The sequence below is a fragment of the Amycolatopsis sp. NPDC028719 genome (assembly GCF_055565395.1).
Genome location: NZ_JBVHUL010000001.1, coordinates 994,327 through 1,009,510, shown reverse-complemented (window position 1 = coordinate 1,009,510; position 15,184 = coordinate 994,327). Strand labels below are relative to the sequence as shown.

Genomic DNA, 15,184 nt, shown 5'->3' with positions numbered 1-15,184 from the left:
ATGACCTGGGCCAGGGGCGCCGACCGCCGAGCGAGCATCGTCCGAGCGGCGTTCGAAGTGATCGCCGAACGCGGCTATCGCGGCACTTCGCTGGCGGCGGTGGCCGACCGCGTCGGGCTGACCCAGCAGGGGTTGATGCACTACTTCCCCACGAAGGAGGACCTGCTGACGGCAGTGCTGGAGACCCGCGACGAGTGGGACCTGCTGCACTTCGGGCACGCCCCGCCGGGCGACGAGTCGTCGATGACGGTCAACCAGCTGGCCGAGCTGGTCGACTACAACGCGACCCGGCCGGGGATCGTCCAGACGTACACGGTGCTGTCGGCGGACAGCGTCACGGAGGACCACCCGGCGCGCGAATACTTCCGCGATCGCTACGAGCGCGTGCGGGCGGGCATGACCCAGATGCTCGAACGCCACCGCGACGAGCTTCCCCCGGGGGCGACGCCGGAACAGCTGGCGCCGGTCGCGATCGCGGTCCTGGACGGCTTGCAGCTGCAGTGGCTCCTCGACCCGGAGCGGGTCGACATGCCGGCCGGGTTCCGCACGTTCCTGACGCTGCTGGGCATCAAACCGGACTGACGTCAGCCCATGCCGATGCTCTGCCGGTCGACCTCGATCAGGCCGACGACGCGCAGCTGGTCGCGCGAGTAGGGCTGTCCGATGTACTTCACCGCGATCCGGTCGACGATCTCCCAAGCGGCGTCGCCCTCGATCCACTCGACCACGCGGCCGCGGATGATCACCGGCTCGAACGGGTTGTCCGCCGGGGTCAGGGAGAGCGCCACCCGCGGGTCGCGGCGCAGGTTGCGGGCCTTGCGGGAATCCGGGCCGGTCATGATCGCGATGTGGTCGCCTTCGGGGTCGACCCAGAGCGGGATCGAGTGCGGGGCGCCGTCGGGCAGGACGGTGGCGAGGTGGGCGACCACGGTGGTTTCGAGGATGCGGCGGATGTCGGCGTCGATCATGGTGTTCTCCTTCGAGTTGAGGTGACTGCTGCTCAGGTGACCGCTGTTCAGTCGACTGCGTAGTGGAGGTGGGTGACGCCGGGTGCGGCGACGGCTTCGACGAGCCGCAGCCGCACGTGCGAGGGCAGCTCCCGGAAGAACGACCGCCCTCCGCCGAGCAGGACCGGCACCTGGTGGAGGACGAACTCGTCGACGAGCCCCGCCGCGAGCGCCGCGGTCAGGACACCGCCGCCCATGAGGCCGACATCCTTGCCTCCGGCCGCCTCCTTCGCGGCCTCGATGGCTTCCCCGACGTCGCCGAACAGGGTCTGCCGCGAGGTCAGCTCGGGCGCCGGCCGGTGGCTGACGAGGAAGAGCGGGGCGTTGGGGTGCGGGCTGCCGCCGCCGAAGTGGTCCGAGTCCTCGTAGGTGTTGCGGCCCGCCACGATCGCGCCGACGCGGCCGGCGAGGCTGTCGAAGACGCGGGCGCTCGATTCGCTGAGCTTGAAGAAGTCGAACACCCGGCTCTGCGTGTCGCCGTCGGTGTACCAGTCGAACAGCGTTCCGCCGTCGCCGAGGCCGTGCCCGGGGCCGGCGCCGCGGCCGGTGATGTACCCGTCCACCGACACCGCGTGGGCACTGAAGACCTTGCTCATCGCCGCGATCCTTTCGGAGTTCCTTGAGGAGACTCCAAAACCGTAGCAGTTGAAGTTCCTTAAGGGAACCCCAAGTGCTAAAGTGGCCTCATGCAGCGGACGAACTTCAGCGAACTGGCCGCGTGCTCGATCGCGCGCACGCTCGACGTCATCGGCGAGCCCTGGTCGCCACTGATCCTGCGGGACGTGTGGGTCGGGATCAGCCGGTTCGAGCAGATCCAGGACGACCTCGGCATCTCGCGCAAGGTCCTCACCGAGCGCCTCAACCACCTGGTCGAGCAGGGCATCGTCGAGCGGCGGCCGTACGACCGGCGGCCGCGTTACGAGTACGTCCTGACCGAAAAGGGCACCGAACTCGTCGACATGCTCATGGTCATGACCCGCTGGGGCGACAAGTGGCTCGCCGGCGAGGCCGGTCCGCCGGTGCTCTACCGGCACCACGCGTGCGGTGAGATCACCACCGTCGACCTCCGTTGCACCCACTGCGGCGAGCCGATGCACGCCCGCGACATCGACCCGCTCCCCGGCCCCGGCGCGGCGAACTGATCCGCATCCTCAGAGCAACCTCGGCTGGGCCGCGGCCTCCCGCAGCCGCCGCAACGTGCGCAGCGTCGTCTCCAGATCTTCCTGGGACACCGATTCCGCCACGTCCTCCGCCCACTCGACCTGCGCCACCCCCAGCTCGCGCAGCGCCTCCTTCGCCCGCCGGGTCACCGACAACAGCGGCGCCCGCGCGTCGGCCGGATTCGGCAGGCGGTCGAGCATTCCGTTGCGCAGCAATCGGTTCACCGTCTCCTGCACGCTCTGCCGGCGCAGCCCGCGGCGGCGCGCCACCTCCGCCGCGGTCGCCGGGCCGTCCTCGAGGAAGCCGAGGACCTGCCACTGCGCCGCCGTCAGCCCGACCGGCTCCGTCAGCGCGTCGCCCGCGGCCAGGAAGCCGCCGTTGCACGCGAAGACCGCGTCGATCACCCGGGTGAAAGTTTCGGCTCGGAGGGACCGCATGCGTGCTAGTCTCGCACATCGACAGGTACCTGTCGAAATGGAGACGACCATGGACATGCCCACTCTCGGTCCCGCGCACGACGCCCTGAAGGCCTTCGCCGGCGACTGGACCGGCACCGAAGATCTCGCCGCTTCGCCGTGGGCGCCGGCTTCGACGGCGCGCGCCGTCTGCGAATACCGCGTGTCGCTCAACGGTTTCGCCCTGGTCCAGCAGTATCGCCAGCACCGCGAAGACGGCTCGGAGTTCCTGGGGCACAACGTCTTCACCGTCGACCCGCAGACCGGCGAAACGCTCTGGTACGGCTTCGACAGCTACGGCTTCCCGCCCGAGTCGCCCGCCCGCGGCGGCTGGGACGGCGCCACCCTCGTCCTGGACAAGCAGACCCCTCGCGGAGTGGCCCGGCACCGGCTCACCCCGGACGGAGACACGCTGACGCACGAAATCGACGTCAAGCTGGGCGAGGACTGCGAATTCAGCCCGTTCCTGCGCGCGCGGTACACGCGGGAAGACAAGTAGCGGGCTCCTTTCTCCGGCACGAGGACGCGATCGCCCGGAATTGTCGGACCCCCGGAGTACAACTGCAGGTGTGCGCGGATCCGCCGGAACACCCCAGGACACCACGGAATCGCCCCCGCTGATCGGGGTCGAGAACCTCAAGATGCCCGAGTGGGCGCGCGTCGACGAACGCGTGGCCGACGCCGGGTTCGGTCAAGCCGTGCGCGCGTTGCCGGCCGCGATCGCCGTCGTGCTGCGGCTGGCCTGGCGGACGTCGCCGCGGCTGACGCTGCTGGCCGGCCTGGTGCACGTCGTCTCGGGCTGCGTCACGGCGTTCGGGCTGCTCGCCACCGCGAACGTCTTCACCGCGCTGCTCGAACAGGGCCCCACCCCGGAACGGGTGCTGCAGTCGCTGCCGGCGATCGCGGTCGTCATGGGTTCGTACGCGGCGCGCGCGTTGCTGGACGCCGCTGTCGCGGCCGTCGAGGGAGCGCTGCGGCCCCGCGTCACGGCGGCGGCCGACGACGCGGTGACCGCCTCGGTCGTGCGCGTCGGGCTGATCGCGTTCGAGGACGCGGACTTCCGGGAGCTGGCCAGGCAGGGCGCGCGGTTCGGCGTCCGGGCGATCGAGACGAGCCTGCGCCGGGTGGCCGACCTGACGTCGTCGGCGATCTCGCTCGCGGCGGCGATGCTCACCGCGGGCCTGCTCAACCCGTGGCTGGCCCCGGTGCTGCTGCTCGCCGCGGCGGCCGACGGCTGGGCCGCCGCCCGTGTCGCGAAGCTGAACTACCGCCACTTCCTCGACACGGTCGGGCGCAACATCCGCAAGTCGGTCGTCGAGGAGGTCGCCACCTGGCGGTCGATGGCCCTCGAACGGCACGCGCTGACGCTGCAGGAGCCGCTGCTCGGCGAGTACCGGCGCATCTCGCGCAGCCTGACGCGGGAGGAGGTCCGGCTCGCGCACCGCAGCAACCTGGTGCGCACCACCGGCCGGGCGGCGGCCGGGTTCGGCACCGCCGTCGCGTACCTGGTGCTGGGCTGGCTGCTCTACTCCGGCGGGATGGAGCTGGCGCTGGCCGGCACGGCGGTGCTGGCGATGCGCACGGCGTCGACGGCGCTGTCCAACACCATGCGCGCGGTCAACTCGCTGTACGAGGACTCGTTCTACATCGGGTTCTACAACGAGCTGCTGGCGGAGTCGGTCAAGCTGCAGCCGCCGCCGGCCGCGCTGGCCGCGCCCGCCGACCCGGCCGAGATCCGGCTGGAGGGCGTCACGTTCACCTATCCGGGCCGGGAAAGCCCGGCACTGAAGGACATCTCGCTGACGATCCGGCGCGGCGAGGTGGTCGCGCTCGTCGGCGAGAACGGCTCGGGCAAGACCACTCTCGGCAAGCTGCTGACCGGGCTCTACCCGCCGGACGAAGGCGTGGTGCGCTGGGACGACGTCGACCTCGCGCACGCCGACCCGGCATCGGTGCACGCGAACATCGCGGTGATCGCGCAGGAACCGGCGGAGTGGCCGATGACGGCGGCGAACAACATCACGGTGGGCCGCCTCGGCCGTGCCGACCCGGACGGCCGGGCCTGGCGTGAGGCGGTGGGCTACTCGGGCGCGGACGAGGTGATCGAGTCGTTGCCCGCCAAGGAGAACACGGTGCTGTCGAAGAAGTTCGACGAGGGCCACGACCTGTCCGGCGGCCAGTGGCAGCGCATGGGCATCGCCCGCGGCATCTACCGCGACGCCTCGATCCTGGTGGCCGACGAACCGACGGCGGCGCTGGACGCCCGCGCGGAGGCCCGGGTGTTCGCGGGTCTCCAGCACGCGACCGCATCCCACGACGGCCGCCGCACGACGGTCCTGGTGACCCACCGGCTGGCCAACATCCGCTCGGCGGACCGGATCCTGGTACTGGAGAAGGGAAGGCTGATCGAGCAGGGCACCCACGACGAGCTGATCCGCGAGGGCGGGCTGTACCACGAGCTGTACGAAATCCAGGCGCGCGCGTACCGCAACGGCACGGAGGTCCCGGCGCCCCGAGCCGCGCGCCGCCCGGCACCGGGAGCCCCGGGGCGCGCACCGTGAACAGCGGGACGGTGGCAAACTGGAGTTCGGGCTCGTTGCCTGCCGAGCACACCCGGGAGGCCTGATGGCGGAACAGCTGGCGGAAGTCAACGGCGTCGAACTCTGCTACGAGACGTTCGGCGACACGGGCGGCCGACCGCTACTGCTCGTCATGGGCCTCGGCGCGCCGATGATCTGGTGGGACGAAGAGTTCTGCGAAAACCTTGCCGCGCAAGGATTTCGTGGCATCCGGTTCGACAACCGGGACGCGGGACGGTCGAGCCGGATGCACGGCCGGGCCAACCTCGCGCAGGCGTACCTGCTGCGCCGCGCGCCGTACTCGCTCGCGGACATGGCCGCCGACGCGGCGGGCCTGCTCGACGTGCTGGGCATCCCGGCCGCGCACGTCGTGGGGGCGTCGATGGGCGGGATGATCGCGCAGACCCTCGCCATCCGGAATCCCGCGCGGGTGCTGTCGCTGACGTCGATCATGTCCAGCACCGGCGGGCGGCTCGTCGGGCGGCCGAGCGGCCGGGCGATGTCGCTGCTGCTCGGCGCCCCACCGCGCGATCGGGCGGCCTACGTCGAGATGCTCGTGCGGACGTTCCGGCTGATCGGCTCGCCGGGCTACCCCTTCGACGAGGCGCGCATGCGTGACCGCGCCGAGCGCACGTTCGACCGCGGCGTCGACCCGGGCGGCACGGCGCGCCAGCTCGCGGCGGTCATGGCCGACCGCGACCGCGGGCCCCGGCTGCGCCGGGTGCGGGTGCCGGCCCTGGTGGTGCACGGCGCCCGCGACCCGCTGGTCCACGTCTCCGGCGGCCGCGCGACGGCCCGCGCGATCCCCGGCGCGGACCTCGACATCGTCCCCGGCATGGGCCACGACCTGCCCCGCGCGGTCTGGCCGCGGGTGATCAGGGGCATCACGCGCATCGCGGACCGGGCGGAAACGCCGATCTCGCGTGATTGAGCACGTAACTCGCGTGATTGGAAGGGCATCTCGCGTGATTGGAAGGGCATCACGCGTGATTGGAAGGGCGACACGGGTCAGGTGGAGAGGGTGATCGAGCCCAGGTGGGAGAAGTGGGCCGCGACGCGGGAGCCACGGCGGACCGGGACCGCGTCCGTCATGCCGCCGGTCAGGACCAGCCAGCCCGGCTCCAACGCCAGGCCCCGAGCGCCCAGGGCGTTCGCCGCCAGGGCCAGCGCTTCCGCCGGGTGCCCCTGGACCGCCGCGCCGGTGGCCGTGTCGACGATCTGGCCGTCGACCTCCAGCAGCGCCGCTTCCAGGGACAAGTCCAACGCCGAAGGCGGCAGCCCCACCGGGCCGACGCCGAAGTACGCCGACGAGCCGTTGTCCGCGACGGCGTCCGGGAGCGTGAAGCGGTAGTCGGCGTACCGGCTGTCGATGACCTCCATGCCGCCGTACACGCGGTCGACGGCGGCCAGCGCGGTCGCCGCGGTGACCCCCGGCCCCGCCAAAGAGCGGCCCAGCACGAAGACCAGCTCCGGCTCGGCCCGCGGGTGGATCAGCGAGTCGTGCGGCAGCGGCGCGCCCGCCGGCAGGACCATCGCGTCCGTCAGCCAGGCCAGCAGCGGCGAGTCGATGCCCATCCGCTGCTGCTTGGCCCGGGACGTCAGGCCCAGCTTGAGCCCGACCAGCGTCTCGCCGCGGGCCCGCCGCAGCCGCAGGGCCTCGTCCTGGATCGCGTACGCCGTGTCGACGTCGAGTCCGGGCCAGTCTTCCGAGAGCGGAGCCCGCTCAGAAACCGTCCCCAACAGCGCGGCGGCCGCCTCGCGCACGTTCATGATTCCTCCAAAGCAGGAGCGAAGACCGCGGTGACGCTGCCGAGGCCGGCGATGGTCGCGACGATCGTGTCGCCCGGCGACACCGGGATCGCCCGGGTCATCGATCCCGGCAGCACGACGTGCCCGGGTTCCAGGGTGACGCCCAGCGGTCCGACCGTGTTCGCCAGCCACACCAGCGAGTTGAGCGGCGAGCCGAGCACCGCGCCGCCCGCCCCCGTCGCCGCCACCGCGCCGTTCTGGTACAGCACACAGCCGGCCAGCCGCAGATCCACCGAACCCAACGCCGTCGGGCTGCTGCCCAGCACCACGCCGCCGGACGACGCGTTGTCGGCGATCGTGTCGAACAGCGAGATCTTCCAGTCCTGGATCCGCGAGTCGACGATCTCCAGCGACGGCAGCACAAATGACACAGCCCCCACCGCGTCGGCGACCGTGACGCCGGGGCCGCGCAACGCCGAGCCGAGCACGAACGCGATCTCCGGCTCGATCCGCGGCTGCAGGAACGCCGCCGTCGGGATCGGCTGGTGCTCGAGGTGGAACATGCTGCCGGTGAGGTGCCCGTAGTCGGGCTGGTCGACGCCCATCTGCCGCTGCATCGCGGCGGACGCGAGCCCGACCTTGTGCCCGCGGACGGCGTCGCCGCCTTCGACCCACTGCCGCACCTGCTCCTGCTGGATCCGGTACGCGTCTTCGACCCCGGCTTCCGGGTAGGTCTTGATCAGCGGCTCGATCGGTTCGCGCGTCGCGTAGGCCCGCGCCAGTGCGGCGGCGGCCTCCTGCACGTTGCTGACGTCCACTCCCGGAACTCTGCCGTGCGCGCATCCCGCACACAAGCCTCGATGTTCCGCCCAGCGGACCTCTCGCCAGTCAATCTCTTGCGCGCAAGATAAATGACGCGTACCGTTCGGGGCACCAGCAAGAAGGGACGTGAGGGACATGGCACCGACCCAGGCCGAGGTCACCAAGCTCGCCGAGATCCGCGACGAGCTGCGCGAGCGCCACCTGCGCCCGGCCGCCGACCGCCCGGCGACGAACGGGCGCGGCATCCACCACACCGCGCTGATCTCCAGCGACGTCGAGCGGACGATCGAGTTCTACCAGGACATCCTCGGCTTCCCGCTCACCGAGCTGATCGAGAACCGCGACTACCCCGGCTCCAGCCACTTCTTCTTCGACGTCGGCAACGGCAACGCCGTCGCCTTCTTCGACCTGCCCGGTCTGGACCTCGGCCCCTACGCGGAAGTCCTCGGTGGACTGCACCACCTGGCCCTCTCCGTCACGCCCGAACGGTGGAGCGTGATCAAGGACAAGCTCGACGAAGCCGGCGTGCAGTACCTGCTGGAAAGCGAGACCTCCATCTACCTGTCCGATCCGGACGGTGCCCGCGTCGAGCTGATCTCCGACCCGCTCGGCGAGATGTACGGCGAGAAGATCGGCTGAAACTCCTGTTCCGGGCGGCGCGCGCCGTTTAGCCTGTGCCCGACGCCTGGAGGTCCGATGAGCGACTGGTCCCTCTCCCGCGCGAAAGCGCGGCTCGATCACCGCGAGCGGCTCGACGAACTGACCGCCCGCACCCGGTTCGAGGTCCGGCTGCACCTCAACGAGCCGGCGACGAACGGCGCCTACGACGAGCTCACGAGCATCTTCGCGATCGGGCACGGCGAATGCGCCGCGCTGCTGGCCCACCAGCGGCTGCTGCCGTGGTGGGAGCGCTCGCTGCTGCACCGGTACGCGCGGCGCCTGCACGGCAAGGCGATCACCCGCAGTGTCGGCGTCGTTCCCGCCGAGGTCGCGCCGCAAGCGGCCCGCGCGTTCGGCGCCGAGATCGCCGAACTGGCCCCCCACTCGGGCGACACCGGCGCGAAGTACGACCTCCAGGGCCGCGGCCTGCTGACGGTGTTCCGCATCGCCGTCGGCGCCAAGGGCGAGGTCTGGCCGGACCGCCACGAGGTCACGACGACGTCCGCCCGCAACATCCTGACGTGCGCCGCGACCTTCGCCCGCCGCAAGCCGTGGCACGTGATCTGGCCCGTCTACCGCGTCCGGGGCCTGCGGCTCTGGAAGCTTTGACGCCCGCCGCGCGTTCCACCCACATGAAGGCAGAAGAAATCCTGGCGGACGCGAAGACCATCGCGGTCGTCGGCCTGAGCCGCGATCCGGCCAAGGCCGCGCACGGCGTGCCGGCGGTCCTGCAGGCGCACGGCTTCCGGATCATCCCGGTGCACCCGACCGCGACCGAATTGCTCGGCGAGAAGGTCTACCGGTCGCTGAAGGACATCCCGGAGCCCGTCGACCTCGTAGACGTCTTCCGGCCGTCCCCCGAGGCGCCCGGCATCGCCCGCGACGCCGTCGAGATCGGCGCGAAGGCGCTGTGGCTGCAGCAGGGCATCGTCTCGGCGGAAGCGCGCCGCATCGCCGAGGAAGGCGGGCTCGAGTACGTCGAGAACCGCTGCACCGCCGTCGTCCGCGCGACGGCCGCGATCTCGAAGAACTAGGCGGAAGCTCCGAAGTGGACGATGCGGTGGTTGCCGGTCTCGGCGACCCACACTCCGCCCAGGCCGTCGTCCGCGACGTCGCGGGGTGAGCTGATCGGCTCGGCCGTGTCGGCCAGCGCCGCGCCCGTGCGGGTGTCGAACCGCGCGAAGCGCCGCTGCCCGGCGTCGTCGACCAGCAGGTGGCCGGCCGGGTCCAGCGCGACCGCGCGGGGCCGGCCGAAGCCGCCGAACTCCCGCACGAACCCGCCCCACCACGAGAACTGCACCACCCGGCGGTTGCCGGTGTCGGCGACGTAGACGTTGCCCGCCGCGTCGACCGCGACCCCTTCCGGCGCCTTGAGCCGCCCGGACAGCACGCGCACGAGCGCGCCGTCGCGGGTGAACGCCTGCACGCGGTCGTTGCCGGTGTCCGCCACCCACACGCGTCCGCGGACGTCGACGGCGATTCCGGACGGCGCGCGGAACTGGCCCGGCCCCGAGCCGGGCCCGCCGAAAGCGCGGGGCAGCGCCGCGAGTTCACTGGTGACCACGACGCCAGGATCGCCGACCGCGAGCCACGGCGGCCAGTACCGAAAAGAGTGTTCAGCGACTGTTTCGCCGTCGCTCACCAGCTCCACCGCGGGCAGGCCCGCCGCTCCAGGAAGCTGTACGCGGGCAGCGGCCCGATCCAGTCGGCCTGGACGCCGTCGCCGCGGGCCAGCCCGGTGACCGCGTCGCGGACGACGAGCAGGTCGCCCATCCCGACCAGGAACGCCCACCGCTCGTCGGCGGACTCGCCCGCCGGCAGCGACACCGAATCGCGGGCGCGTTCGGCGACCTCGCTGAGCAGCACGTCGGAACGAGCCGCCCGCGACGCCGAGCCCGGCTCGGTGAACCGCAGGCAGACGTGCACCTCGGCCAGGCCGTCGAGGCGGTCGAGGTCGGCGCGGTAGCCAGCGGCCGCGGGGGCCAGCACCTCGTCCCGGACGGCTTCCTCGTCGTCGGCGACGGTGCCGAACCGGACCGGCAGCACCGGGCCGCCTTCGACGAGCGCGGACACCACCGCCAGGTGCACCGCCGGATCGGGTTCGGGCTCGCCGACGACCATCGCCAGGTCCTCCCAGCACACCGTCCGCGGCGCCCGCGGGTGCCCGGCGCGCACGACGCCGTAGAGCTGCAGCGTCACGGCTGTCCGGGCGTGTTCAGCGGCCGCCGCATCGCCTCGGCGTACCGGACGCAGGTGTCCATGCCCATTCTCGCAGCCTCTCGGGAATCGGTGGCGTGAACCCGGGAAACGGATTACTCCGAAATTCCGGTTCACCTTTCACTTCGGGCGAGAGACGGTTTCGGCGATTCCGTCATCGCTTTTCCCCTCCGGCCGATTGCCCACCGTAGCAACGCGCACAACCGCCGGTGGATGATCCACGACACTTGGAATTTCACCGGTTCGCGGGAACGGCTGGGCGATCCGCGGCAACCGGCGGCGGCAAACGGACCAGCGCCGGACACCGTGCGGACCCCCTTCGCCGATTTCGCCCGGCAAATCACGATCGGGTAACGTCCACCAGCCGGTACCCCACGCCCCGGACCGTCTCGATGGTGCGGGTGCCGAACGGCACGTCGATTTTGCGCCGGAGGTAGCCGATGTAGACCTCGACGACGTTCTCGTCGCCGTCGTAGTGCGCGTCCCAGACGTGGCTCAGGATCTCGTTCTTCGTCAGCGCGGTGCCCGGCCGCCGCAGCAGGAACTCCAGCAACCCGAACTCCCGCGCGGTCAGCTCGATCCGCTCTTGTCCTCTGTGGACGGTTCGGGCGGACGGGTCGAGCCGCAGGTCGCCCGCCTCCAGCACGGCGGGCCGGGCCGGCGCCCCGCGGCGCAGCAGCGCGCGCAACCGGGCGATGAGGACGACGAAGGAGAACGGCTTCGACAGATAGTCGTCGGCGCCGAGGTCGAACGCGTCGGCTTCGTCGTACTCGCCGTCCTTCGCGGTGAGCATCAGCACCGGCGTCCAGTTTTCGGCCGCCCGCAGGCGTTTGAGCACTTCGTAGCCGGACAGCTCGGGCAGCATGATGTCGAGCACGACGACGTCGTACTCCTGCTCGGTGGCCCGCCAGAGGCCCTCGCGACCGGTGTGCGCGACGTCGACGGTGAACCCCTCGGCGACCAGGCCGCGCCGCAGCGTCTCCGCGAACTCTCGCTCGTCCTCCACGATCAGCAGGCGCACTACTCCTCCTCCGGCAGTTCCAGCACCGGCAGCTCGAGCACGAACCGCGCGCCCGGCTCGTCCGACGTGCGGTAGCACGCCCGGCCGCCGTGCCGCGCCGCGATGCCCGCCACGATCGGCAGGCCCAGCCCGGTGCCGCCGTGCCCGCGCTGGCGCGACGCGTCGAGGCGGACGAACCGCTCGAAAATCCGTTCGCGGTCGGCTTCCGCGACGCCCGGGCCGTCGTCGCTCACCTCGACGACGGCGACGTCGCCGCGCACCGAACTGGCAACGCGGATGCGCGAGCGCGCGTGCCCGCGGGCGTTGTCGACCAGGTTCCGCACCGCCCGCCGCAGCTGGGTCTCGCTGCCGCGCACCTTCGCCGGCCCGGCACGGACCTCGACCTCCAGCGCGCACTCGCCGCGGACCCGCTCGGCCTCCGCGCGGACGATGTCGTCGAGGTCGACCTCGGTGCGCGACGGCCGGTCGGTCGTGTCGTCCGTGCGGGCCAGCATGAGCAGGTCGTCGACGAGTTCGCGCAGCCGCGCGGTCTCCCGGCCGATCACCGGCACCAGGTCCCCGGTGCTCTCCGGGTGCCGCCCGGAGACGTCGAGCGCGGTGCTGATCGTGGACAGCGGCGAGCGCAGCTCGTGGCTGGCGTCCGCGACGAACCGCCGTTGCGCCGCCTGCGCCGACGCGAGCCGGCCGAGCATCTCGTTGAGCGTCACTGCCAGCCGGTGCACCTCGTCACCGCCCGGCGGCAGCGCGACGCGGGCGGCGAGGTCGCGCGTCGAGATCTCGGCGACGGTCCGGCGCATCCGCTCCACCGGCCGCAGCGCCGAGCCGACCGCGCGGTAGACCGCGAGCCCGGAGATCGCCAGCAGGGGGATCGCGATCAGCCCGAGCAGCAGCGTCAGCCGGGTCGACGCCTCGGTCACCGGCTCCAGCGAACGCGCGGAGACCACCGTGTACGGCCCGCCCGGCCCGTTGACCTGCTGTGACACGACGCGGTAGTCGTCACTGTCGCCGTTGAGCCCGAGCGGGAGGGTTTCGATGGTCTCCTGCCCGACGGCCGGGCGGGCGGCGGTCAGCGGCGGGCGCCCGACGATCGCCGGGTCGCTCGCGATCGGCACGCCGCGCGCGTTGAGCACCTGGGTGACGGCTTCGGTGTCGCCGGTGCTGGCGACGTCGGACGCGCTGAGGTCGCGCGCGCCCTCGCGGACGAGCTGGATGGCGACCTGGCGGCCGGTGCTGCGCGCACTCTCGGTGACGCTGCGGTCGAGCGACTCTTCGAGCAGCACGACGACCACGGCGAGCGCCGCGGCGATGGCCAGCGCGAGCGCGAAGACGGCCACCGCGGTGGTCCGCATCCGGACGCCGGTCGCGGCGATCACGCTGCCCAGTTTCACCAACTCAGCGTAACCGGCCATCACGACGTCCGGCGGCGGCGCGCGAGGCGCTCACCGCGCAGGCGGTCGACTTCGGGCAGTTCGAGGGGCGGCAGCGGGTGCCCGGCCGTCCAGGTCAGCAGGAGGTCCGCCAGCGCCGGGTTGCGGGCGAGCGCCGGGCCGTGCAGGTAGGTGCCGACGATGTGGCCGGTCACCGCGCCTTCGGTGCCGTCGCCGTTGCCGGTGCCGCGCACGACCTGGCCGAGCGGGTCGCTGCCGGCGCCGAGCTTGCTGACGCCGAGGTGGTTCTCGAAGCCGGTGAGCGGGGCGTCGTCCAGGATTTCCGACGACGTCGCGACCAGCTCGGAGACCGCGCGGCGCTCGCCGGGTTCGGTGGTGACGTCCAGCAGGCCGAGGCCGTCGTGGTCGACGCCGTCGAGGCCGCGGAAGCGGGTGCCGAGCACCTGCAGGCCGGCGCAGACGCCGAAGACCACCGCCTCGGGGGTCAGGGCCCGCCGGTGCTTCCGCAGGTGGGCCGCGGCCAGGGCCTGGGCGCCGTCCTCGCCGCCACCGAGCAGGTAGAGGTCCAAAGTGGACGGCACCGGCACGCCGAGCCCGACCGGCACGACCTCGGCCTCGATCCCGCGCCAGCGCAGCCGCTGGCACAGGACCTGCGCGTTGCCGGTGTCGCCGTAGGTACCGAGCACCTCGGGCAGCAGGAGTCCGATGTGGACGATCGAGTCACGCACCGGGCAGCCTGCCGACCAGCTCGCGGAAGGCGGTGTAGTTGGCGACGACCTCGACGCCGCCGGGCGGCAGCGCGTCGATCGCGGCGACCGGGTCGGGCTCGGCCCAGTGCGCGACCTCGGCGTAGCAGAGCCGCACGGCGAGGTCGGCGCCACGCTCGCCGGTGACGACGACCTGGCGGCCGCGCAGCCGTTCGAAGTGCACGTCCCACAGCCAGGACAGGTCGCGGCCGTCGGCTTCCTGGGCGTTGACCGCGACGACGACCGGCGTGTCCTCGTCGAGCACGCGCAGCGTTTCGACCCAGCCGGCCGGGTTCTTGGCGAGCATCAGCCGCACGGAGTGCCGCGACCGGCGGATCGTCCGGTAGCGGCCGCCGATGTCGGTGATGGTCCGCAGCCGGGCGGCGGCGGTGTGCGGCGGCACGCCGAGCCGGTGCGCGGCGGCGAGCGCGAAGGCGGCGTTCGCGCGGTTCGCGTCGCCGGGCAGCCGCAGGTCCAGGTCGACTTGGCGGCCGCCGGGCGTGCGGACGAGATCGCCGCCGAGGGTCCAGGTGGGTTCGGGGCGGGCGAGCCCGCAGGCGCAGCTCCAGTGGTCATTGGCGTGTTCGATCAGGCCGTCGCAGCGCGGGCAGGCGGTCGAGTCGCCGGTCCAGCGGCGACCGGTACCGACCCAGAGCGGCGGCTTGGCGGCCGCGGTCGCCGCAGAGGTGACGAGAACGTCGTCGCAATTGGCGACAATCGTGGTTCCGGGATGTCCGGCGATCGCGGCGCGCAGATCGCGCTCGGTCGAGCGGACCTCGCCGACGCGGTCGAGCTGGTCGCGGCTGAGGTTGAGCAGCACAAGCACCGCCGGCTCCAGCTGCTCGGCAACCCAGGGCAGGTAGGTCTCGTCGACTTCGAGAACGGCGTAGGGCGCGTCGGGGTTCGCGGCGAGGGCGGCGAGGACGCCGTCGGGCATGTTGGCACCATCGCTGTTGGCGGCGACTTCGGCGAGCGCTTCGAGGCTCCGCGTGATCATCAGGGCGGTGGTGGTCTTGCCGTTGGTACCGGTGACGAGCACGACCGTGCGGTCCCGCCCGAGCGCGCGAAGGGCTTTCGGATCGAGCGCGAGAGTGACGCGCCCGCCGATGACGCCACCTTGGCCGAGTCCGGCGTGGCGGGAGAGCCAGGCGGTGATCCGGCCGGCGGTCACGGACGCGCGGGTACGAAGGGGGCTGCGGGCGGTCACCGGCTGGATGGTGCTCGGTGGGCGCTGTGAGTTCGCTGAGTCCGTGACCCGGGCCACCGAGCCCCGCCGGCGGTGCCGGGCGGGACGTCCTGAATGAGTCATTCAGGTCTTCGCGGGTCCTGAATGACTCATTCAAGACGTTCGGCGACGGTCTCTACTCCCTTCACAACCC

At 72.1% G+C, this 15,184-nt stretch carries 19 protein-coding genes; 8 read left to right on the top strand and 11 right to left on the bottom strand.

The features are described 5' to 3' along the window. Positions 1-582, top strand: a complete 582-nt coding sequence (locus ACZ4TR_RS05035) for a TetR/AcrR family transcriptional regulator (protein ID WP_465285799.1) — start codon at positions 1-3, stop codon at positions 580-582. 2 nt (positions 583-584) lie between these two features. Here ACZ4TR_RS05035 and ACZ4TR_RS05030 read toward each other — a convergent pair whose 3' ends face one another. Further along, positions 585-968: a TIGR03618 family F420-dependent PPOX class oxidoreductase gene (locus ACZ4TR_RS05030; protein ID WP_465285798.1), complete on the bottom strand. Its 384-nt coding sequence runs from the start codon at positions 966-968 to the stop codon at positions 585-587. A 47-nt stretch (positions 969-1,015) separates the two neighbouring features. Then, positions 1,016-1,603 (bottom strand): dihydrofolate reductase family protein, encoded by a 588-nt coding sequence (locus ACZ4TR_RS05025; RefSeq protein ID WP_465285797.1) that lies wholly within the window; start codon positions 1,601-1,603, stop codon positions 1,016-1,018. A 90-nt stretch (positions 1,604-1,693) separates the two neighbouring features. Here ACZ4TR_RS05025 and ACZ4TR_RS05020 point away from each other — a divergent pair, with 90 nt between their 5' ends. After that, positions 1,694-2,149, top strand: a complete 456-nt coding sequence (locus ACZ4TR_RS05020; protein WP_364517035.1) for a winged helix-turn-helix transcriptional regulator — start codon at positions 1,694-1,696, stop codon at positions 2,147-2,149. Positions 2,150-2,158: 9 nt separating this feature from the next. Here the strand turns inward: ACZ4TR_RS05020 and ACZ4TR_RS05015 are convergent, their stop codons facing one another. Next, on the bottom strand, positions 2,159-2,605 hold the full coding sequence (locus ACZ4TR_RS05015) for a MarR family winged helix-turn-helix transcriptional regulator (RefSeq protein ID WP_465285796.1): 447 nt from the start codon (positions 2,603-2,605) through the stop codon (positions 2,159-2,161). Between the two features lie 49 nt (positions 2,606-2,654). Between ACZ4TR_RS05015 and ACZ4TR_RS05010 the strand changes: the two genes are divergently transcribed. From ACZ4TR_RS05010 to ACZ4TR_RS05000, 3 genes are all read left to right on the top strand, one after another. Then, positions 2,655-3,122 carry a DUF1579 family protein gene (locus ACZ4TR_RS05010; protein WP_465285795.1) on the top strand — a complete coding sequence of 156 codons (468 nt, stop codon included), beginning with the start codon at positions 2,655-2,657 and terminating at the stop codon, positions 3,120-3,122. Between the two features lie 142 nt (positions 3,123-3,264). After that, positions 3,265-5,184, top strand: coding sequence for an ABC transporter ATP-binding protein (locus ACZ4TR_RS05005; RefSeq protein WP_465286298.1), 1,920 nt, complete (start codon positions 3,265-3,267; stop codon positions 5,182-5,184). A 64-nt stretch (positions 5,185-5,248) separates the two neighbouring features. Next, positions 5,249-6,133, top strand: coding sequence for an alpha/beta fold hydrolase (locus ACZ4TR_RS05000; protein ID WP_465285794.1), 885 nt, complete (start codon positions 5,249-5,251; stop codon positions 6,131-6,133). Between the two features lie 77 nt (positions 6,134-6,210). Here the strand turns inward: ACZ4TR_RS05000 and ACZ4TR_RS04995 are convergent, their stop codons facing one another. Beyond that, on the bottom strand, positions 6,211-6,972 hold the full coding sequence (locus ACZ4TR_RS04995; RefSeq protein ID WP_465285793.1) for a 2-keto-4-pentenoate hydratase: 762 nt from the start codon (positions 6,970-6,972) through the stop codon (positions 6,211-6,213). Next, complete coding sequence (locus tag ACZ4TR_RS04990; RefSeq protein ID WP_465285792.1) at positions 6,969-7,769, bottom strand: 2-keto-4-pentenoate hydratase; 801 nt, start codon at positions 7,767-7,769, stop codon at positions 6,969-6,971. The genes ACZ4TR_RS04995 and ACZ4TR_RS04990 overlap by 4 nt, the downstream gene beginning before the upstream one ends. 139 nt (positions 7,770-7,908) lie before the next feature. On the opposite strand from ACZ4TR_RS04990, the gene ACZ4TR_RS04985 reads away from it, so the two are divergent. The 3 genes from ACZ4TR_RS04985 to ACZ4TR_RS04975 are packed head-to-tail and all read left to right on the top strand — an operon-like array spanning position 7,909 to position 9,467. Next, positions 7,909-8,412 carry a VOC family protein gene (locus ACZ4TR_RS04985; protein WP_465285791.1) on the top strand — a complete coding sequence of 168 codons (504 nt, stop codon included), beginning with the start codon at positions 7,909-7,911 and terminating at the stop codon, positions 8,410-8,412. Positions 8,413-8,469: 57 nt separating this feature from the next. Further along, positions 8,470-9,042 (top strand): hypothetical protein, encoded by a 573-nt coding sequence (locus ACZ4TR_RS04980; protein ID WP_364517049.1) that lies wholly within the window; start codon positions 8,470-8,472, stop codon positions 9,040-9,042. Positions 9,043-9,065: 23 nt separating this feature from the next. Continuing rightward, positions 9,066-9,467 carry a CoA-binding protein gene (locus ACZ4TR_RS04975; protein ID WP_284746852.1) on the top strand — a complete coding sequence of 134 codons (402 nt, stop codon included), beginning with the start codon at positions 9,066-9,068 and terminating at the stop codon, positions 9,465-9,467. Here ACZ4TR_RS04975 and ACZ4TR_RS04970 read toward each other — a convergent pair. The 6 genes from ACZ4TR_RS04970 to ACZ4TR_RS04945 form a co-directional block, all read right to left on the bottom strand. Then, positions 9,464-9,997 (bottom strand): NHL repeat-containing protein, encoded by a 534-nt coding sequence (locus ACZ4TR_RS04970; protein ID WP_465285790.1) that lies wholly within the window; start codon positions 9,995-9,997, stop codon positions 9,464-9,466. The genes ACZ4TR_RS04975 and ACZ4TR_RS04970 overlap by 4 nt on opposite strands. 74 nt (positions 9,998-10,071) lie before the next feature. Further along, entirely contained in the window at positions 10,072-10,632 is a 561-nt protein-coding gene (locus ACZ4TR_RS04965) for a GvpL/GvpF family gas vesicle protein (RefSeq protein WP_465285789.1), read from the bottom strand. A 358-nt stretch (positions 10,633-10,990) separates the two neighbouring features. Next, positions 10,991-11,671, bottom strand: a complete 681-nt coding sequence (locus ACZ4TR_RS04960) for a response regulator transcription factor (protein WP_465285788.1) — start codon at positions 11,669-11,671, stop codon at positions 10,991-10,993. Next, positions 11,671-13,059, bottom strand: a complete 1,389-nt coding sequence (locus tag ACZ4TR_RS04955) for a sensor histidine kinase (protein ID WP_465285787.1) — start codon at positions 13,057-13,059, stop codon at positions 11,671-11,673. The genes ACZ4TR_RS04960 and ACZ4TR_RS04955 overlap by 1 nt, the downstream gene beginning before the upstream one ends. A gap of 20 nt (positions 13,060-13,079) precedes the next feature. Continuing rightward, positions 13,080-13,787: a type 1 glutamine amidotransferase gene (locus ACZ4TR_RS04950; RefSeq protein ID WP_465285786.1), complete on the bottom strand. Its 708-nt coding sequence runs from the start codon at positions 13,785-13,787 to the stop codon at positions 13,080-13,082. Beyond that, on the bottom strand, positions 13,780-14,976 hold the full coding sequence (locus ACZ4TR_RS04945) for a MurT ligase domain-containing protein (RefSeq protein ID WP_465286297.1): 1,197 nt from the start codon (positions 14,974-14,976) through the stop codon (positions 13,780-13,782). Before ACZ4TR_RS04945 ends, ACZ4TR_RS04950 begins: the two co-directional genes overlap by 8 nt. Positions 14,977-15,184: the final 208 nt, after the last annotated feature.